At 60.3% G+C, this 14633-nt stretch carries 13 protein-coding genes and 1 tRNA gene; 5 read left to right on the forward strand and 9 right to left on the reverse strand.

What is annotated here, in order from left to right; genetic code table 11:
- Nucleotides 1-72 precede the first annotated feature (72 nt).
- Nucleotides 73-957, reverse strand: coding sequence for a 6-carboxytetrahydropterin synthase (locus tag BN1143_RS11130; RefSeq protein ID WP_039214534.1), 885 nt, complete (start codon nucleotides 955-957; stop codon nucleotides 73-75).
- Between the two features lie 79 nt (nucleotides 958-1036).
- Between BN1143_RS11130 and BN1143_RS11135 the strand changes: the two genes are divergently transcribed.
- The 4 genes from BN1143_RS11135 to BN1143_RS11150 all read left to right on the forward strand — a co-directional run bounded on the left by BN1143_RS11135 (nucleotide 1037) and on the right by BN1143_RS11150 (nucleotide 4771).
- Complete coding sequence (locus tag BN1143_RS11135) at nucleotides 1037-2380, forward strand: dihydroorotase (RefSeq protein WP_017782966.1); 1344 nt, start codon at nucleotides 1037-1039, stop codon at nucleotides 2378-2380.
- A gap of 234 nt (nucleotides 2381-2614) precedes the next feature.
- Nucleotides 2615-2691 (forward strand) — tRNA-Pro (locus BN1143_RS11140).
- Between the two features lie 90 nt (nucleotides 2692-2781).
- A complete protein-coding gene (locus BN1143_RS11145) occupies nucleotides 2782-3306 on the forward strand; it encodes a CC0125/CC1285 family lipoprotein (RefSeq protein ID WP_082038523.1) in 525 nt (174 codons plus the stop codon).
- 205 nt (nucleotides 3307-3511) lie between these two features.
- Complete coding sequence (locus tag BN1143_RS11150) at nucleotides 3512-4771, forward strand: dicarboxylate/amino acid:cation symporter (protein ID WP_042050658.1); 1260 nt, start codon at nucleotides 3512-3514, stop codon at nucleotides 4769-4771.
- Nucleotides 4772-4843: 72 nt separating this feature from the next.
- Here the strand turns inward: BN1143_RS11150 and BN1143_RS11155 are convergent, their stop codons facing one another.
- Nucleotides 4844-5290 (reverse strand): methyltransferase family protein, encoded by a 447-nt coding sequence (locus BN1143_RS11155; protein ID WP_042050661.1) that lies wholly within the window; start codon nucleotides 5288-5290, stop codon nucleotides 4844-4846.
- Between the two features lie 189 nt (nucleotides 5291-5479).
- On the opposite strand from BN1143_RS11155, the gene alr reads away from it, so the two are divergent.
- The gene (alr, locus tag BN1143_RS11160) at nucleotides 5480-6706 is read left to right on the forward strand and encodes an alanine racemase (protein ID WP_042050663.1); all 1227 of its coding nucleotides are present in this window, start codon (nucleotides 5480-5482) and stop codon (nucleotides 6704-6706) included.
- A gap of 56 nt (nucleotides 6707-6762) precedes the next feature.
- Here alr and BN1143_RS11165 read toward each other — a convergent pair whose 3' ends face one another.
- The 7 genes from BN1143_RS11165 to BN1143_RS11195 form a co-directional block, all read right to left on the reverse strand.
- Complete coding sequence (locus BN1143_RS11165) at nucleotides 6763-7707, reverse strand: TerC family protein (RefSeq protein WP_042050666.1); 945 nt, start codon at nucleotides 7705-7707, stop codon at nucleotides 6763-6765.
- A gap of 301 nt (nucleotides 7708-8008) precedes the next feature.
- Nucleotides 8009-9004: a murein tripeptide/oligopeptide ABC transporter ATP binding protein OppF gene (gene oppF, locus BN1143_RS11170; protein WP_005302185.1), complete on the reverse strand. Its 996-nt coding sequence runs from the start codon at nucleotides 9002-9004 to the stop codon at nucleotides 8009-8011.
- The gene (gene oppD / locus BN1143_RS11175) at nucleotides 9005-9985 is read right to left on the reverse strand and encodes an ABC transporter ATP-binding protein (protein ID WP_017786762.1); all 981 of its coding nucleotides are present in this window, start codon (nucleotides 9983-9985) and stop codon (nucleotides 9005-9007) included.
- A gap of 118 nt (nucleotides 9986-10103) precedes the next feature.
- On the reverse strand, nucleotides 10104-11015 hold the full coding sequence (gene oppC / locus BN1143_RS11180) for an oligopeptide ABC transporter permease OppC (protein ID WP_005302192.1): 912 nt from the start codon (nucleotides 11013-11015) through the stop codon (nucleotides 10104-10106).
- 14 nt (nucleotides 11016-11029) lie between these two features.
- Nucleotides 11030-11950, reverse strand: a complete 921-nt coding sequence (oppB, locus tag BN1143_RS11185) for an oligopeptide ABC transporter permease OppB (RefSeq protein ID WP_005302198.1) — start codon at nucleotides 11948-11950, stop codon at nucleotides 11030-11032.
- A 97-nt stretch (nucleotides 11951-12047) separates the two neighbouring features.
- Complete coding sequence (locus tag BN1143_RS11190; protein ID WP_017764221.1) at nucleotides 12048-13667, reverse strand: ABC transporter substrate-binding protein; 1620 nt, start codon at nucleotides 13665-13667, stop codon at nucleotides 12048-12050.
- A gap of 279 nt (nucleotides 13668-13946) precedes the next feature.
- A complete protein-coding gene (locus tag BN1143_RS11195; protein ID WP_005302204.1) occupies nucleotides 13947-14582 on the reverse strand; it encodes a YchE family NAAT transporter in 636 nt (211 codons plus the stop codon).
- Between the last annotated feature and the right edge of the window lie 51 nt (nucleotides 14583-14633).

Genomic DNA, 14633 nt, shown 5'->3' on the forward strand with positions numbered 1-14633 from the left:
CCACGCCAACCCCGGCAACGACAAGACCCCGCAGATGCGGGGCCTTGTTTTTTACTGGCAAGCGGCGCGGGATCAGGCGTAGGCGATGGCGCCCTTGCCCACCCCTTCATAGGCGACAATCTTGATGAACTTGTCGCCCACGCTCTTCTTCACCTCGCGGGCGATGTAGTGGGCCAGCAGCTCGATGGTGGTGTCGGTGTCGATCATCTCCACCTCCGCCGCCGGCATGGCCAGCTGGAACAGCCCTTGCGGCGCCACATACTTGAAACCGACGTAGTGTTCGCCGGCCTCTTGCAGGATGGCCTTGGCCTGCTCGCTCAACGCGAGCTCGCCGAGGGCCACCCGATCCTCGTCGGTCCCCAGATAGATGTCGGCCCAGCGCTCGGCCCAGTTGAGCTCAAGCTCCTGGTCGCGCTCGCCGTCCACGTGGATCTCGATGGGAGAGCGGTGGCCGTGGGCGATGCGCTGGCAGTTGCCGTCGTGCTTCTTGAGGCCGTGGCTGTAGTGGTAGAAGGCGCCGTCGATGGCCTCCTGGCGCAGGGTCAGCGACAAGTCCTTGATGTTGCCCGGCAACCGCTTGGCCAGCACCGCCAGCAGATAGCGGGTGACGGACTCCTTGTCCACCTGGGGCGCCGGAATGAAGGCGAAGCCCTGGCTCGGGCAGCGCAGGTGGATGGAGCGACCGGGCCTCAGCAGATCGACGGTGCTCTCGTCACCGTCCAGCTGGGCCACCTGCACCAGGGGGCACTCGGTCGGCACCAGCAGCTTGTGATCCACTTCGTCGTCGATGATCGACTTGATCAGTTTCTTGACCCGGCCGAAGTCCAGCAACATGCTCATCTCGTTGAGCTCGCCGCTCATTTCGATGTCCACCAGCCAGCTCTCCCCCACCATACCGCGGCGTTCGCACAGGTAGCTGGAGTCGATCACGGTCAAATCTTTTACAAATAACTTCATCAGTCAGGCCTTGCTACAGAGAAAGGGCGGTTTGCGCTATTATGACCCGCGATTATCGGCAAAGGAACTGGAACCCCCCATGAACAAATTGCTTATCAAGAATGCCACCCTGGTCAACGAAGGCCGCATCTATGCCTCCGACGTGCTGATCGAGGGGGAACGGATTGCCCGCATCGCCCCGGATATCAGTGCCCCCGATGCAGTGGTGATCGATGCCGCGGGCCGTCACCTCATCCCAGGAATGATCGATGATCAGGTCCATTTCCGGGAGCCGGGGCTGACCCACAAGGGGACCATCGCCAGTGAATCCCGGGCCGCCGTGGCCGGTGGCACCACCAGCTTCATGGAAATGCCCAACGTCAATCCCCAGACCACCACCCTCGATGCCCTCGAAGCCAAATACCAGATAGCCGCCAACTCCTCCGCCGCCAACTACAGCTTCTACCTCGGCGCCACCAACGACAACCTGGAAGAGATCAAGAAGCTCGATCCCAAGCAGTCCTGCGGCATCAAGATCTTCATGGGTGCCTCTACCGGCAACATGCTGGTGGACAACCAGGAGACCCTGGCCGCCATCTTCCGCGAGAGTCCGGTGATGATCGTCACCCACTGCGAGGACACCCCCACCATCAAGGTGCTGGAAGACGAAGCCCGCGCCAAGTGGGGCGAAGATGTGCCGATGCGCGAGCATGGCCGCATCCGCAGCGCCGACGCCTGCTACAAATCCTCCAGCCTGGCGGTCTCCCTGGCCAAGCAGTACGGCGCCAAGCTGCACGTGCTGCACCTGACCACGGCGAAAGAGCTGTCGCTCTTTACCGCCACCCCGGATCTGAAGGATCTCAAGGACAAGAACATCACCGCCGAGGTGTGCGTTCACCATCTGTTCTTCAACGAGGCGGACTACGACACCCTGGGCAGCCAGATCAAGTGCAACCCGGCGGTGAAGAGCGCCGCCGACCAGCACGCCCTGCTGGATGCGGTGCGCAATGACGTGCTCGACATCATCGCCACCGACCACGCCCCCCACACCTGGGAAGAGAAGCAGAACAGCTACTTCAAGGCGCCGTCCGGCGTGCCGCTGGTGCAGCACTCCCTGCTGGCCCTGCTGGAGCTCTACCACAACGGGGTATTCTCGCTGGAGACCATCGTCAAGAAGACCTCCCACGCGGTAGCCGAGCGCTTCCAGGTGCAGGATCGCGGCTACATCCGCGAGGGTTACTTCGCCGACCTGGTGCTGCTGGATCTGGGCAAGCCCTACGTGGTCAACGACAGCAACCTGCTCTACCTGTGCGGCTGGTCGCCCTTCAACGGCTATCGTTTCCACAGCACGGTGGAGATGACCCTGGTCAACGGCCAGATCGCCTGGCAAAACGGTCAGGTCACCAACGAGGTGCTGGGCAAGCGGCTCACCTTCAACCGCTGATCCCTCCCAATCGGTGCCACCGTCACCACAGCGCCATCACAGGCCGCCCACCCGGGCGGCCTGCTTGCTTTAAGCGGTTCTCAACCCCGTCATGAGCGGATTTTGGGCAAGTGGCGGCACTTTGAGCGCCGATTGTTCGCAAAGCAGGCGAACGCACCGCCACCGCGGTTTCCTTGTTGACAGGTCGGGTCCATCTCCATAAACTCAGCCCCCGTCAGCTCAGACTGACTTCGTCGGCGTGTAGCGCAGTCAGGTAGCGCACTGTCATGGGGTGTCAGGGGTCGGAGGTTCAAATCCTCTCACGCCGACCATCATTCCCCGAGAAAGGCCTTGTCAAACGACAAGGCCTTTTTTCTTTCAGGCGCGCCACCGCAGGAAACGACCAACCGTTTGTGCCCTCCATGGCTTTGTGCTGTAGTGAAGCCCTCTGCTGCCAACCGGTGATCGAGATGCCCTCTCCCCGTCCCTCTGTTCCCGCCCTGCTGCTGATCTGCCTCTGCACTGCCCTGCTGGTTGGCTGTGCCACCCCCTATCACAGCGAACCCTCGTTCTGGAATGGCCAGACCGGCTTCTCCCAGACTCGGCTCGGGCCGGACAAGTGGCAGCTGGAGTTTGTCGGCAACGATCTGGTGAGCCGGGAAACCGCCCGCAAGTATGTGCTGAAACGGGCGGGCGAAATGGCGCAAGCCGAAGGTTATCAGTGGCTTGAGGTCAACGAGTTGACCCTGCAACGAGATGCGGTCAGAGTGACCCCGAGCCGCCCCCTGTTCGGGTTCGATGACGACGAGCCGGACCCCTTTCTGGATCAGCGCACCGTGGAACACCGCATCTCGGCGCTGCTGGTCTTCACCCTCGCCCATCACGCCAGGAACGACCGCAGCATGAAAGCCGATTATCTCGCGAAAATTAAAATAAACAGCGATTAATACAGGCGAATTGCAAGATCTATATCACATACACCTAATCGCAACATAAAATTCTGCTACAAGGCGCTGGATTTACCCCCCCGGATTAGGCATGCTGCAAGCACACCGGCTGTCAGGAATCTACGGCTCGGATCACAAAAACGGACTGAAGTGGCGCCCTTGCCACTTGAAATGCTTTGCACTCATCAAAACTGGGACCCACCCCATGAAAATGAACAAATTGACGGCTGCCATCCTCATCGCAATGCTGGTTGGCATCCTTACCGGTCAGGGCTATCGGATGTTTGCTCCTGACCAGGCCGCCGGCTTTGCCGACGACATTACCCTGCTGACCGACATCTTCCTGCGCCTGATCAAGATGATCATCGCCCCTCTGGTATTCACCACCCTGGTGGTCGGCATTGCCAAGATGGGCGACACCCGCACCGTGGGTCGCATCGGCGTCAAGACCCTGGGCTGGTTCATGCTCGCCTCCCTGCTGTCGCTGACGCTGGGGTTGATCATGGTCCACCTGATGCAGCCAGGGGTGGGGCTCTCCCTCTCCCTGCCCGATGACACTGCCAGCTCCGGCGTGGTCGCCGGCGCCATCTCCCTCAAGGACTTCGTCACCCATGCCATCCCGAAAAGCGTGGTCGAGGCGATGGCCACCAACGAGATCCTGCAGATCGTGGTGTTCTCCCTCTTCTTCGGACTGGCTGCCGCCGCCCTGGGGGACGCCGCCAAGCCAGTGGTGAAGCTGATGGCCAGCGGCGCCGAGATCATGCTCAAAGTGACCGGCTACGTGATGAACTTCGCCCCGTTTGCGGTGTTTGGCGCCATCGCCGCCATGGTCGCCAAAGAAGGGCTCGGCATCCTGGCCACCTACGGCACCTTCATGGCCCAGTTCTACCTGGCACTGGGTTGCCTCTGGCTGCTGCTGATCGCCATGGGCAGCCTGTTCATCCGCCGCCGCATCCTGACCCTGCTGGCCCTGATCCGCGAGCCCATCCTGCTGGCCTTCTCCACCGCCAGCTCCGAGGCTGCCTATCCCAAGACCCTGGATCGGCTGGAGAAGTTCGGTTGTGACAAGCGCATCGCCAGCTTCGTGCTGCCCATGGGCTACTCCTTCAACCTGGACGGCTCCATGATGTACTGCACCTTCGCGGTGATGTTCATCGCCCAGGCCTACGGCATCGAGCTCTCCATGGCCCAGCAGATCACCATGCTGCTGCTGCTGATGGTCACCTCCAAGGGGATGGCCGGCGTACCACGCGCCTCCCTGGTGGTCATTGCCGCCACCCTCAACCAGTTCCAGATCCCGGAGGCGGGCATACTGCTGCTGCTCGGCATCGACCACTTCCTCGACATGGGCCGCTCCGCCACCAACGTGCTAGGCAATGCCATCGCCGCCAGCGTGGTGGCCAAGAGCGAAGACAGCCTGGGGGAAACCGCACCGCTCGGCGAGGTGGATACCGCCAAGGCGTGATCCTCGCCCTCCCATCAAAACGGCCCGCATCTGCGGGCCGTTTTCTTGTGCCTCATGGCAACAGTGCGGTTCCTAGCACCAGCGCCGTACCCGCTGGCAGTAATTCGCATAGGCCTCACCAAAGCGCCCCTGCAGCGCCCGCTCCTCCGGCACTATCTGCCAGCGGCTGAGCCAGCCCCACAGCAGCAGCGGACCGAGCCACACCAGCAGCCCACCCAGATAACAGGCCAACGCCATGGTCCAGCAGAGCAACCCCAGGTACATGGGATTGCGGCTGACACGAAAGATCCCCCCGGTCACCAGTGCACTGGCCTGCTCAGGGCGCAGCGGCGTGACCGTGGTGCCCTGGCGGCGAAAGCGCAGCACGCCCCCCAGGCCAAACACAGTGCCCAGCATGGCCAGCAACAGGGCCGGCAGCGGCCAGCCACCGTTCACGTCACCCGATCCCCATCCCAGCATGGCTGCCACGATCAGGCCAAACAGCAGCAGCGGTGGTACCCGACACTCAAGACTCATCATCTATTGGCTCCCGGAAGGTGCCACGATCGGCACCTTGCGTTACACTCCCCGGCGGGAAAGCGCCGTGGAAAATTGACAAAGTTCATAATGATAACAATGCCTTGGCTACACTTTATCCCATCTGCATGAAAACGGTCAGCCGCTGACCGTCATGCGCCTCAACCCAAACAATAAAAAAGGAACCACCCCATGCACAAGAAGACACTGCTGGCCACCCTGATCCTGGGCCTGCTGGCCGGTCAGGCCGTCGCAGCCCCCTATCTGCCGCTCGCCAGCGATCATCGCAACGGCGAAGTGCAGACCGCCAGCAATGCCTGGCTGGAGGTTGATCTCGGCGCCTTCGAGCACAACATCCAGACCCTCAAGGATCGCCTCGGCGACAAGGGACCCAAGATCTGCGCCATCATGAAGGCGGACGCCTACGGCCACGGCATCGACCTGCTGGTCCCTTCGGTGGTCAAGGCGGGCATTCCCTGCATCGGTATCGCCAGCAATGAAGAGGCCCGCGTGGCCCGCGAGAAGGGCTTCACCGGCCGCCTGATGCGGGTGCGTGCCGCTACCCCGGCCGAAGTGGAACAGGCCCTGCCCTACAAGATGGAAGAGCTCATCGGCAGCCTGGTGAGTGCCCAGAGCATCGCCGACATCGCCCAGCGCCACCACACCAATATCCCGGTGCATATCGCGCTGAACTCCGCCGGCATGAGCCGCAACGGCATCGATCTGCGTCTGGCTGACGCCAAGGAAGACGCGCTGGCCATGCTCAAGCTCAAGGGGATCACCCCGGTCGGCATCATGACCCACTTCCCGGTGGAGGAGAAAGAGGACGTCAAGATGGGTCTGGCCCAGTTCAAGCTGGACTCCCAGTGGCTGCTGGAGGCGGGCAAGCTGGATCGCAGCAAGATCACCATCCACGCCGCCAACTCCTTCGCCACCCTGGAAGTGCCGGACGCCTACTTCGACATGGTGCGCCCGGGCGGCCTGCTGTACGGTGACTCCATCCCCTCCTACACCGAGTACAAGCGGGTGATGGCCTTCAAGACCCAGGTCGCCTCCGTCAACCACTACCCGGCCGGCAACACCGTCGGTTATGACCGCACCTTCACCCTCAAGCGCGACTCCTGGCTCGCCAACCTGCCGCTGGGCTACTCCGACGGCTATCGCCGGGCGCTGAGCAACAAGGCCTATGTGCTGATCCAGGGTCAGAAGGTGCCGGTGGTGGGCAAGACCTCCATGAACACCATCATGGTGGACGTGACTGACCTCAAGGGGGTCAAACCCGGTGACGAGGTGGTGTTGTTTGGCCGCCAGGGTGACGCCGAGGTGAAACAGGCCGATCTCGAGGAGTACAACGGCGCCCTCTTGGCGGACATGTACACCATCTGGGGTTACACCAACCCCAAGAAGATCAAGCGCTAAGCCACTCTTTGCCATAAAAAAGGGCTCCCGCGGGAGCCCTTTTGCTTGTTTACCAATTATGCCGTTTTCTTGCGGGTCACCCAGAGGCTCAGCCCCATGGAGGCCAGCAGGATCAATGCTACAACCCCGAGCGCGATGCCGGTGGGGATCTTGAACACATCCAGCAGCAGCATCTTGATCCCGATAAACATCAGGATCAGTGCCAGACCGTATTTCAGCAGGGCGAAGCGCTCGGCCACGCCAGCCAGCAGGAAGTACATGGCACGCAGACCCATGATGGCGAAGATGTTGGAGGTCAGCACGATGAAGGGATCCGTGGTCACCGCGAAGATGGCCGGGATGCTGTCCACCGCGAAGATGAGATCGCTCACCTCCACCAGCACCAGAATGAGCAGCAGCGGCGTGGCGTAACGTACCCCATCGCGCCAGACGAAAAAATTCTCCCCCTCCAGGGTCTCCGTCACCTTGAAGCGACGCCGCATCCAGCCCAGCAGCGGGTTGTTGGCCAGATCAGGCTCCTTGTCGGCCGCCCACAGCATCTTGATCCCGGTCAGCAGCAGGAAGGCGCCGAACAGATAGAGGATCCAGTGGAACTGCTCGATGAGCCAGCTGCCGGCGAACACCATGCCGGCCCGCATCACGATGGCCCCCAGTACCCCGTACAGCAGCACCCGGCGCTGCAGCTCGGCCGGAATGGCAAAGTAGCCGAACAGCATCAACCAGACGAAGACGTTGTCCACCGCCAGCGCCTTCTCGATGAGGTAGCCGGTGAGGAACTCCAGCCCCTTCTGGTTGGCAATTTCACGGCCTGCGCTGTGATCCAGCCAGAGCCAGATGGCCAGGTTGAAGAGGAGCGCCACGCTGATCCAGATGAGGGACCAGATGCCTGCCTCTTTGAGGGACACCTTGTGTGCCTTGCCGCCACCGACAAAGCGGATATCAATCCATAACAGGACCAGCACTATGCTGAAGAAACCGGTCCACATCCACCATTCACCCATTTTTCACTTCTCCCAAAAACGACAAACCCACGGCCGGGAGGCAGTGGGTTCGCGTCTGGAGCAGATACACCTTGCCTCTCGGCAAGGTCTCACTTACAGCCGATTTTCATCGACTGCCCGGCTGCCGGGTGCACTGCAGGATATGGGTGCACCGTAATGACGACAAACCGGCGAGAAGTTACTCCCCTTGTGCGGCGGATAGTAACAGCGGCAAAAGCGAACGCCAAGGGGCATCTTCATCTCCCTCGCAAAAAAATGGGGCGCCACCTGGGCGCCCCGTTTTTTCGTCGCGACTCATCCATCAGAGCGGGTCGGCCTTGAGGCAGGAGACCGCATGGTCAAAGTTGCCCTCAAGCTGGGGCCGGGTCTTGGCGCACTCCGGACCGGCCACCGGGCAGCGGGTACGAAACACGCAGCCTGAGGGAGGATTCATCGGCGATGGCAGCTCCCCTTCCAGGATCTGGATGGTCTTGCTGCGCTCCAGATCCGGATCCGGAATGGGCACCGCCGACATCAGCGCCTTGGTATAGGGGTGCAAGGGGTTGGCGAAGATCTCCTTGCCGGTCCCCAGCTCCACCGCATTGCCCAGATACATCACCAGCACCCGATCCGAGATGTGCTTGACCACCGACAGGTCGTGGGCGATGAAGATGAGCGACAGCCCCATCTCCTTCTGAATGGACTTGAGCAGGTTCACCACCTGGGCCTGGATCGACACATCCAGCGCCGACACCGGCTCGTCACAGATGATCATCTTGGGCTCCAGGATCAGCGCCCGGGCGATGCCGATGCGCTGGCACTGACCGCCGGAGAACTCGTGGGGGTAGCGGTTGACCAGGTTGGGCAACAGCCCCACCTTGCTCATCATGGCGCGCACCTTCTCCTTCACCTCCTCCTTCGGCAGGGCCGGGTAGAAGGTGATGAGGGGCTCGGCGATGATGTCACCTATGGTCATGCGCGGGTTGAGGGAGGCCAGCGGATCCTGGAAGATCATCTGGATCTCCTTGCGCTTCTCGCGCAGCGCCTTCTGGTCAAGCTTGGTCAGATCGTTGCCAAGCCACACCACCTTGCCGTCGGTAGCCGGCACCAGGCCGATCAGCGCCCGGGCAAAGGTGGATTTGCCGCAACCCGACTCCCCCACCACGCCCAGGGTCTCCCCTTCGTAAAGGCGCAGAGTCACCCCGTCCACCGCCTTCAGGGCGGAGGGTTTGGCCCAGGGCCAGGCTTTGTCACTCTTGATGCTGAAGTGGACCTTGAGGTCAGACACTTCCAGCAGCAGTTTCTTGTCAGTCCCCATTTAGTTCACTCCCTTGATGATGGCATCCGATACCCAGTGGCAGGCCCGCTCCCGGCCGTCGTTGAACGGCGTCAGAACTGGGGATTGCCGGCCGCAAATCTCGCTCACCCGGTGGCAGCGCTCCTGGAAGGGGCAGCCGGTGGGCAGACGCAGCAGGTTGGGCGGATTGCCCGGGATGGTGGGCAGCACTTCCCCTTCGGTATCGAGGCGGGGAATGGCGCGCAGCAAGCCTTCGGTATAGGGGTGGCTCGGGCGATAGAAGATGTCGTTGACCCGGCCGTACTCCATGGTACGGCCGGCGTACATCACCAGCACCTTGTCGCAAATGCCGGCCACCACGCCCAGGTCATGGGTGATCATTATGATAGCAGTGTTGAACTCGCGCTTGAGCTCGTTCATCAGGGTCATGATCTGGGCCTGTACCGTCACGTCCAGCGCCGTGGTCGGCTCGTCGGCGATGAGCAGTTGCGGCCGGCACAACAGCGCCATGGCGATCATCACCCGCTGGCGCATGCCGCCGGAGAACTCGTGCGGATACATCCCCATCCGCTTGCGCGCCTCGGGGATCTTCACCGCATCCAGCATGCGCACCGACTCCTCGAACGCCTCGGCCTTGCTGACCCCCTTGTGCAGCATCAGCACTTCCATCAGCTGATCCTTCACCTTCATGTAGGGGTTGAGCGAGGTCATGGGGTCCTGGAAGATCATGGCGATCTTCTCGGAGCGGATCTTGTTGAGCTTGTGCTCCGGCAGGTTGAGGATCTCGTCGCCCTGAAACTTGGCTGACCCTGTGATGATGCCGTTCTTGGCCAGCAGCCCCATGATGGCGAACGCGGTCTGGGACTTGCCCGAACCGGATTCCCCGACGATACCCAGGGTCTCGCCGGCAGAGAGAGAGAAGTTGAGGTCGTTGACCGCCACCACATTGCCGTCCGGGGTCTTGAACTCGACCCGCAGATCTTTTACATCCAGTAACTTCATAAAAACTCCTTATCGATCTTTCGTGACGTTTTCCTGTCGATCCGATGCGCTGTCCGCCCGATTGAGCCGCACTGTGCGGCCCTTCGGCGCGTTGTTCCAACGCTCTTTCGCCGCTTTCTCAGCGATCCTTCGGATCGAGGGCGTCACGCAGACCATCCCCGAGGAAGTTGAAGCAAAACAGGGTCACCACCATGAAACCGGCGGGGAACAGGAGTTGCCAGATGGCCACTTCCATCGACTTGGAGCCTTCATCCAGCAGGGCACCCCAGCTGGTCATGGGCTCTTGTACGCCCAGCCCCAGGAAGCTCAGGAAGGATTCGAACATGATCATGCCTGGCACCAGCAGGGTGGCGTAGACCGCCACTATCCCCAGCACGTTCGGCACGATATGGCGGGTGATGATCTTCCACTTGGAGACGCCGCAGACATGGGCCGCCTCGATGAACTCCTTGCTCTTGAGACTCAGGGTCTGGCCGCGGACGATCCGCGCCATGTCGAGCCAGCTCACCGCACCAATGGCGATGAAGATGAGCGCCAGGTTGCGGCCGAAGAAGGTCACCAGCATGATCACGAAGAACATGAAGGGGAAGGCGTTGAGGATCTCAAGGACCCGCATCATCAGGCTGTCGACCCGACCGCCGATGAAACCGGATGCCGCGCCATACAGGGTGCCGATGATGACGGCCACCATGGCCCCCATGATGCCGACCATCAGCGAGATGCGCCCGCCAAGCAGGGTGCGCACGAACAGATCGCGCCCCAGGCTGTCGGTGCCGAACCAGTGGCCGGTCTCCATGTCAGGGCCGGTCTGCATGGCGCCCCAGTCAGGATCGTCAAAGGTGTACTGGGACAGATGGGGCCCCACTATTACCGCCAAGCCGATGATGGAGAGAATGATAAGGCTGGTGAGGGCCGCCTTGTTGCGCAGGAAACGGCGACGGGCATCCTTCCACAGGGAGCGTCCTTCCACCACTTCCACTTTCTGGGCGAACGCCTCGATGGCTTCGCGTTTTTCAGTTGTGACAACCATGATGTACTCCCGGCTTAGTAACGGATCTTGGGATCGATAAAGGCATAGAGAATATCGACCACGGCGTTAAAGGTGATGGTGAGGGCACCGACCAGAATGGTCAGACCGAGCACCATGGAGTAATCACGGTTGAGGGCACCGTTGACGAACAGCTGGCCAATCCCCGGCAGGCCGAAGATGGTCTCGATCACCACGGAGCCGGTGATGATGCCGACGAAGGCCGGGCCCAGGTAGGAGACCACCGGCAGCATGGCCGGACGCAGCGCGTGTTTCAGGATGATGTGGCGCAGCGGCAGTCCCTTGGCGCGGGCGGTACGGATGAAGTTGGAGTTCATGGTCTCGATCATGCTGCCCCGCATGATCCGCGAGATGGCGGAGATGTAATACATCATCATGCCGAACACCGGCAGCACCATGAACTGCACGCCCCCCCCCTGCCAGCCACCGGCCGGGAACCAGCCCAGATGGATACTAAAGAACAGCACCAGCAGAGGCGCCAGCACAAAGCCCGGGATCACCACCCCGGCCATGGCCGACGACATCAACAGGTAGTCGATGACAGTATTCTGTTTGAGGGCGGCAATGGTGCCGAAGGTGACCCCCAGCGTCACCGCAAACAGAAAGGCGAAGGAGCCTATCTTGGCGGAAACCGGCAGTGCCTGGCTCACCAGATCATTGACGGTGAAGTCCTTGTACTTGAAGGAAGGACCGAGATCCCCCTGCACCAGGTTGCCCAGATAGGTGAGATATTGCACCCCGATCGGCTTGTCGAGGCCATATTTGGCTTCGATGTTAGCCATCACTTCGGGTGGCAGGGTGCGTTCGCTGCTGAAGGGGTTACCCGGCGCGAAACGCATCATGAAGAAGGAGACGGTGATCAAGACCAGCAGAGTCGGGATCGCTTCCAGTAGACGTTTAAAAATGAATTTCAACATAGACAATTCCTGTCCTGTACTGCTTCCAAAGGGTCGCGGTTGTAATAAAGGCCCGCCGTCTGGCGGGCCCTGCTTGTTATGCGACTTGTAACGAAAATCAGTGGGCGATGATGTACATGTCTTTGCTGTACAGGTTGTCCAGCGGGTTGGCCGGATAGCCGCCCACGTAGGGCTTGACCATACGGGAAGTCACGTACTGATAGATGGGGGCGATCGGCATGTCCTTGGCCAGGATCTCTTCAGCCTGGACGTAGAGCTTGTTGCGCGCCTCGGCATCCACCTGGTTGCGCGACTCGTTCATCAACTTGTCGAACGCCAGGTTGGAGTATTTGCCGTCGTTGTTGCCGTGGGTGGTCTGCATCAGATCCAGCATGGAGGAGGCTTCGTTGTAGTCGGCGATCCAGCCGGCACGGCCCACGTCAAACTGACCCTGTTTCTTGGTCTCCAGATAGGTTTTCCACTCCTGGTTGACCAGGCTTACCTGCACGCCCAGCTTCTTCCACATGGAGGCCACGGCAACCGCCACCTTCTTGTGGTTGTCGTCGGTGTTGTAGAGCAGCTCGAACTTGAGCGGCTTGCCCGGGCCGAAACCGGCTTCGGTCAGCAGCTCTTTCGCCTTGGCATCGCGCTCTGCCTGGGTCAGCTTGGACCAGGCCGGCGCCACCGGCTTGAAGCCATCCACGAAATCAGGGACCAGGGTGTAGCCCGGAGTTTCCCCCTTGCCCATCACCTTGTCGGCGATCACGTTGCGGTCGATGGCATAGGAGAGCGCGGTACGCACCCGCACGTCATCAAACGGCTTCTTCTTGAAGTTGTACTGGTAGTAGTAGGTACCAACGTAGCCGCTCACCTTCACCTCGTTCGGCAGATCCTTCTTCATCTGCTTGAAACGCTCGATGGGCATGTTGTAGGTGAGATCCACTTCGCCAGCCAGGTAACGGTTCAGCTCGGCGTTGGTGGACTGGATCGGCAGATAGGTCACCTTGTTGATGACGGTCTTGGCGTCGTTCCAGTAGTTTTTGTTGCGCTCGACGTCGACGCGCTCGTTGACCACCCAATCCTTCAGCACATAGGCGCCGTTGGATACCATGTTGCCGGGCTGGGTCCACTTGTCACCGAACTTCTCGATCACCTTCTTCGGCACCGGGTAGGTGGTGGTATGGGAGAGCATGCTGACAAAGTAAGGCACCGCCTTCTCCAGCTGCACCTCGAAGGTGTAGTCGTCCACCGCCTTCACGCCCAGCGTATCTGACGGCTTTTTGCCAGCAATGATGTCGGAGGCGTTGACGATGGTCGGGATCTCCAGATACCAGGAGTAGGGAGAGGCGGTTTTCGGATCGACGGCCCGTTTGAAGGCATATTCGAAGTCGTGGGCAGTGACCGGATCCCCGTTGGACCACTTGGCGTTTTTACGCAGGTGGAAGACGAAGTGTTTGTTGTCCTTGGTTTCCCAGGACTCGGCCATGGCGGGGAGCACTTCACCCTTGGGGCCGGAGGAGACGAGACCTTCGAACAGGTCACGCAGAATATTGGATTCAACCGTTCCTTCGGTTTTATGCGGGTCGAGAGTTGCGGGCTCGGAGCCGTTGCCTTTCACCAGCTGCTGAACCTCAGCCAGCTTGGTACCTGCGGGCACATCGGCGGCTTGTGCCGCGTTGACACCGCCAAACAGAGCTGCCACCAATAGGGTATTAATCATTGTTTTTTTATGAGTCATTTCCATACTCCACAAGAACATTCCATGCATTTTTCCATCAACGAGATAAGTACCCCGCTGCCAGCATAATTCCCTGACATTTCTGATAATGCAATAGATATCGTCAGGCAGGACTGGACTTCATGGTCAAAAAAGCAGCTTTTGACCAATTATTCAGAATTTAAATATCCCGTGATGGACGTTTTTTATACAAACCCGCTCGATTCTAGGAAATGACCAACAAAAAAGAAACAATAAAAAGCCGGTCACAAGGACCGGCTCCAACAAAACAGACCTGAATCACATCAATCCGGGGAAGACCCCCTTGATCCCCGCCACCATGATCTCGATACCCAGCGACATCATGATGAGACCCATGATCCGGGTCACCACGTTGATGCCGGTGTTACCCATCACCTTGAACAGCAGGGGGGCGGCGCGGAATATCAGCCAGGAGCAGAAGGCAAACACCATCACCACCAGCGACATGCCCAGCATCTGGGACCAGGTGCTCTGGCTGGCGTATACGATGGAAGAGGAGATGGCACCGGGGCCCGCCATCAACGGCAGCGCCAGCGGCACCACAGCGACAGATTCCCGCGCGGCCAGTTCCCCTTTCTCCTGTTTGTTGTGCTTCACCTCCCCCAGCTTGCCCTGCAGCATGGACCAGGCGATCAGGGTGATGAGCGAGCCGCCGGCGATGCGAAAGGAGGCCAGCGAGATGCCGAACCCGTCCAGGATCAGTTGCCCCATGGACATGGAGACCAGCAGGATGATCATCACCGCAATGTTGGCGGTGGTGTTGGTCTTCATCCGCTCTTCCGGCGTCTGATGGCTGGTCAGGCTGACGAACACCGGCAGCAAACCGAGCGGGTTGATGATCGCAAACAAACCGATGAAAAACTTCAGATATAAAGAGACGTCAATCGCTGCCATAGGCGCCATCCAGAAGTAGTACGAGGCCCTGTGGGCCACCCCGATAAACCG

This window comes from Aeromonas dhakensis, from assembly GCF_000820305.1.
GTDB lineage: Bacteria > Pseudomonadota > Gammaproteobacteria > Enterobacterales > Aeromonadaceae > Aeromonas > Aeromonas dhakensis.

Bases quoted from the DNA above. Each gene is read 5' to 3' on its own strand.
- BN1143_RS11195 (WP_005302204.1), bottom strand. From the start codon at position 14,582: ATGGCAGCGATTGACGTCTCTTTATATCTGAAGTTTTTCATCGGTTTG.
- BN1143_RS11190 (WP_017764221.1), bottom strand. From the start codon at position 13,667: ATGACTCATAAAAAAACAATGATTAATACCCTATTGGTGGCAGCTCTG.
- BN1143_RS11165 (WP_042050666.1), bottom strand. From the start codon at position 7,707: ATGGGTGAATGGTGGATGTGGACCGGTTTCTTCAGCATAGTGCTGGTC.
- BN1143_RS11135 (WP_017782966.1), top strand. From the start codon at position 1,037: ATGAACAAATTGCTTATCAAGAATGCCACCCTGGTCAACGAAGGCCGC.
- BN1143_RS11155 (WP_042050661.1), bottom strand. From the start codon at position 5,290: ATGATGAGTCTTGAGTGTCGGGTACCACCGCTGCTGCTGTTTGGCCTG.
- BN1143_RS11150 (WP_042050658.1), top strand. From the start codon at position 3,512: ATGAAAATGAACAAATTGACGGCTGCCATCCTCATCGCAATGCTGGTT.
- oppD (WP_017786762.1), bottom strand. From the start codon at position 9,985: ATGAAGTTACTGGATGTAAAAGATCTGCGGGTCGAGTTCAAGACCCCG.
- oppC (WP_005302192.1), bottom strand. From the start codon at position 11,015: ATGGTTGTCACAACTGAAAAACGCGAAGCCATCGAGGCGTTCGCCCAG.
- oppF (WP_005302185.1), bottom strand. From the start codon at position 9,004: ATGGGGACTGACAAGAAACTGCTGCTGGAAGTGTCTGACCTCAAGGTC.
- oppB (WP_005302198.1), bottom strand. From the start codon at position 11,950: ATGTTGAAATTCATTTTTAAACGTCTACTGGAAGCGATCCCGACTCTG.
- BN1143_RS11130 (WP_039214534.1), bottom strand. From the start codon at position 957: ATGAAGTTATTTGTAAAAGATTTGACCGTGATCGACTCCAGCTACCTG.
- alr (WP_042050663.1), top strand. From the start codon at position 5,480: ATGCACAAGAAGACACTGCTGGCCACCCTGATCCTGGGCCTGCTGGCC.
- BN1143_RS11145 (WP_082038523.1), top strand. From the start codon at position 2,782: ATGGCTTTGTGCTGTAGTGAAGCCCTCTGCTGCCAACCGGTGATCGAG.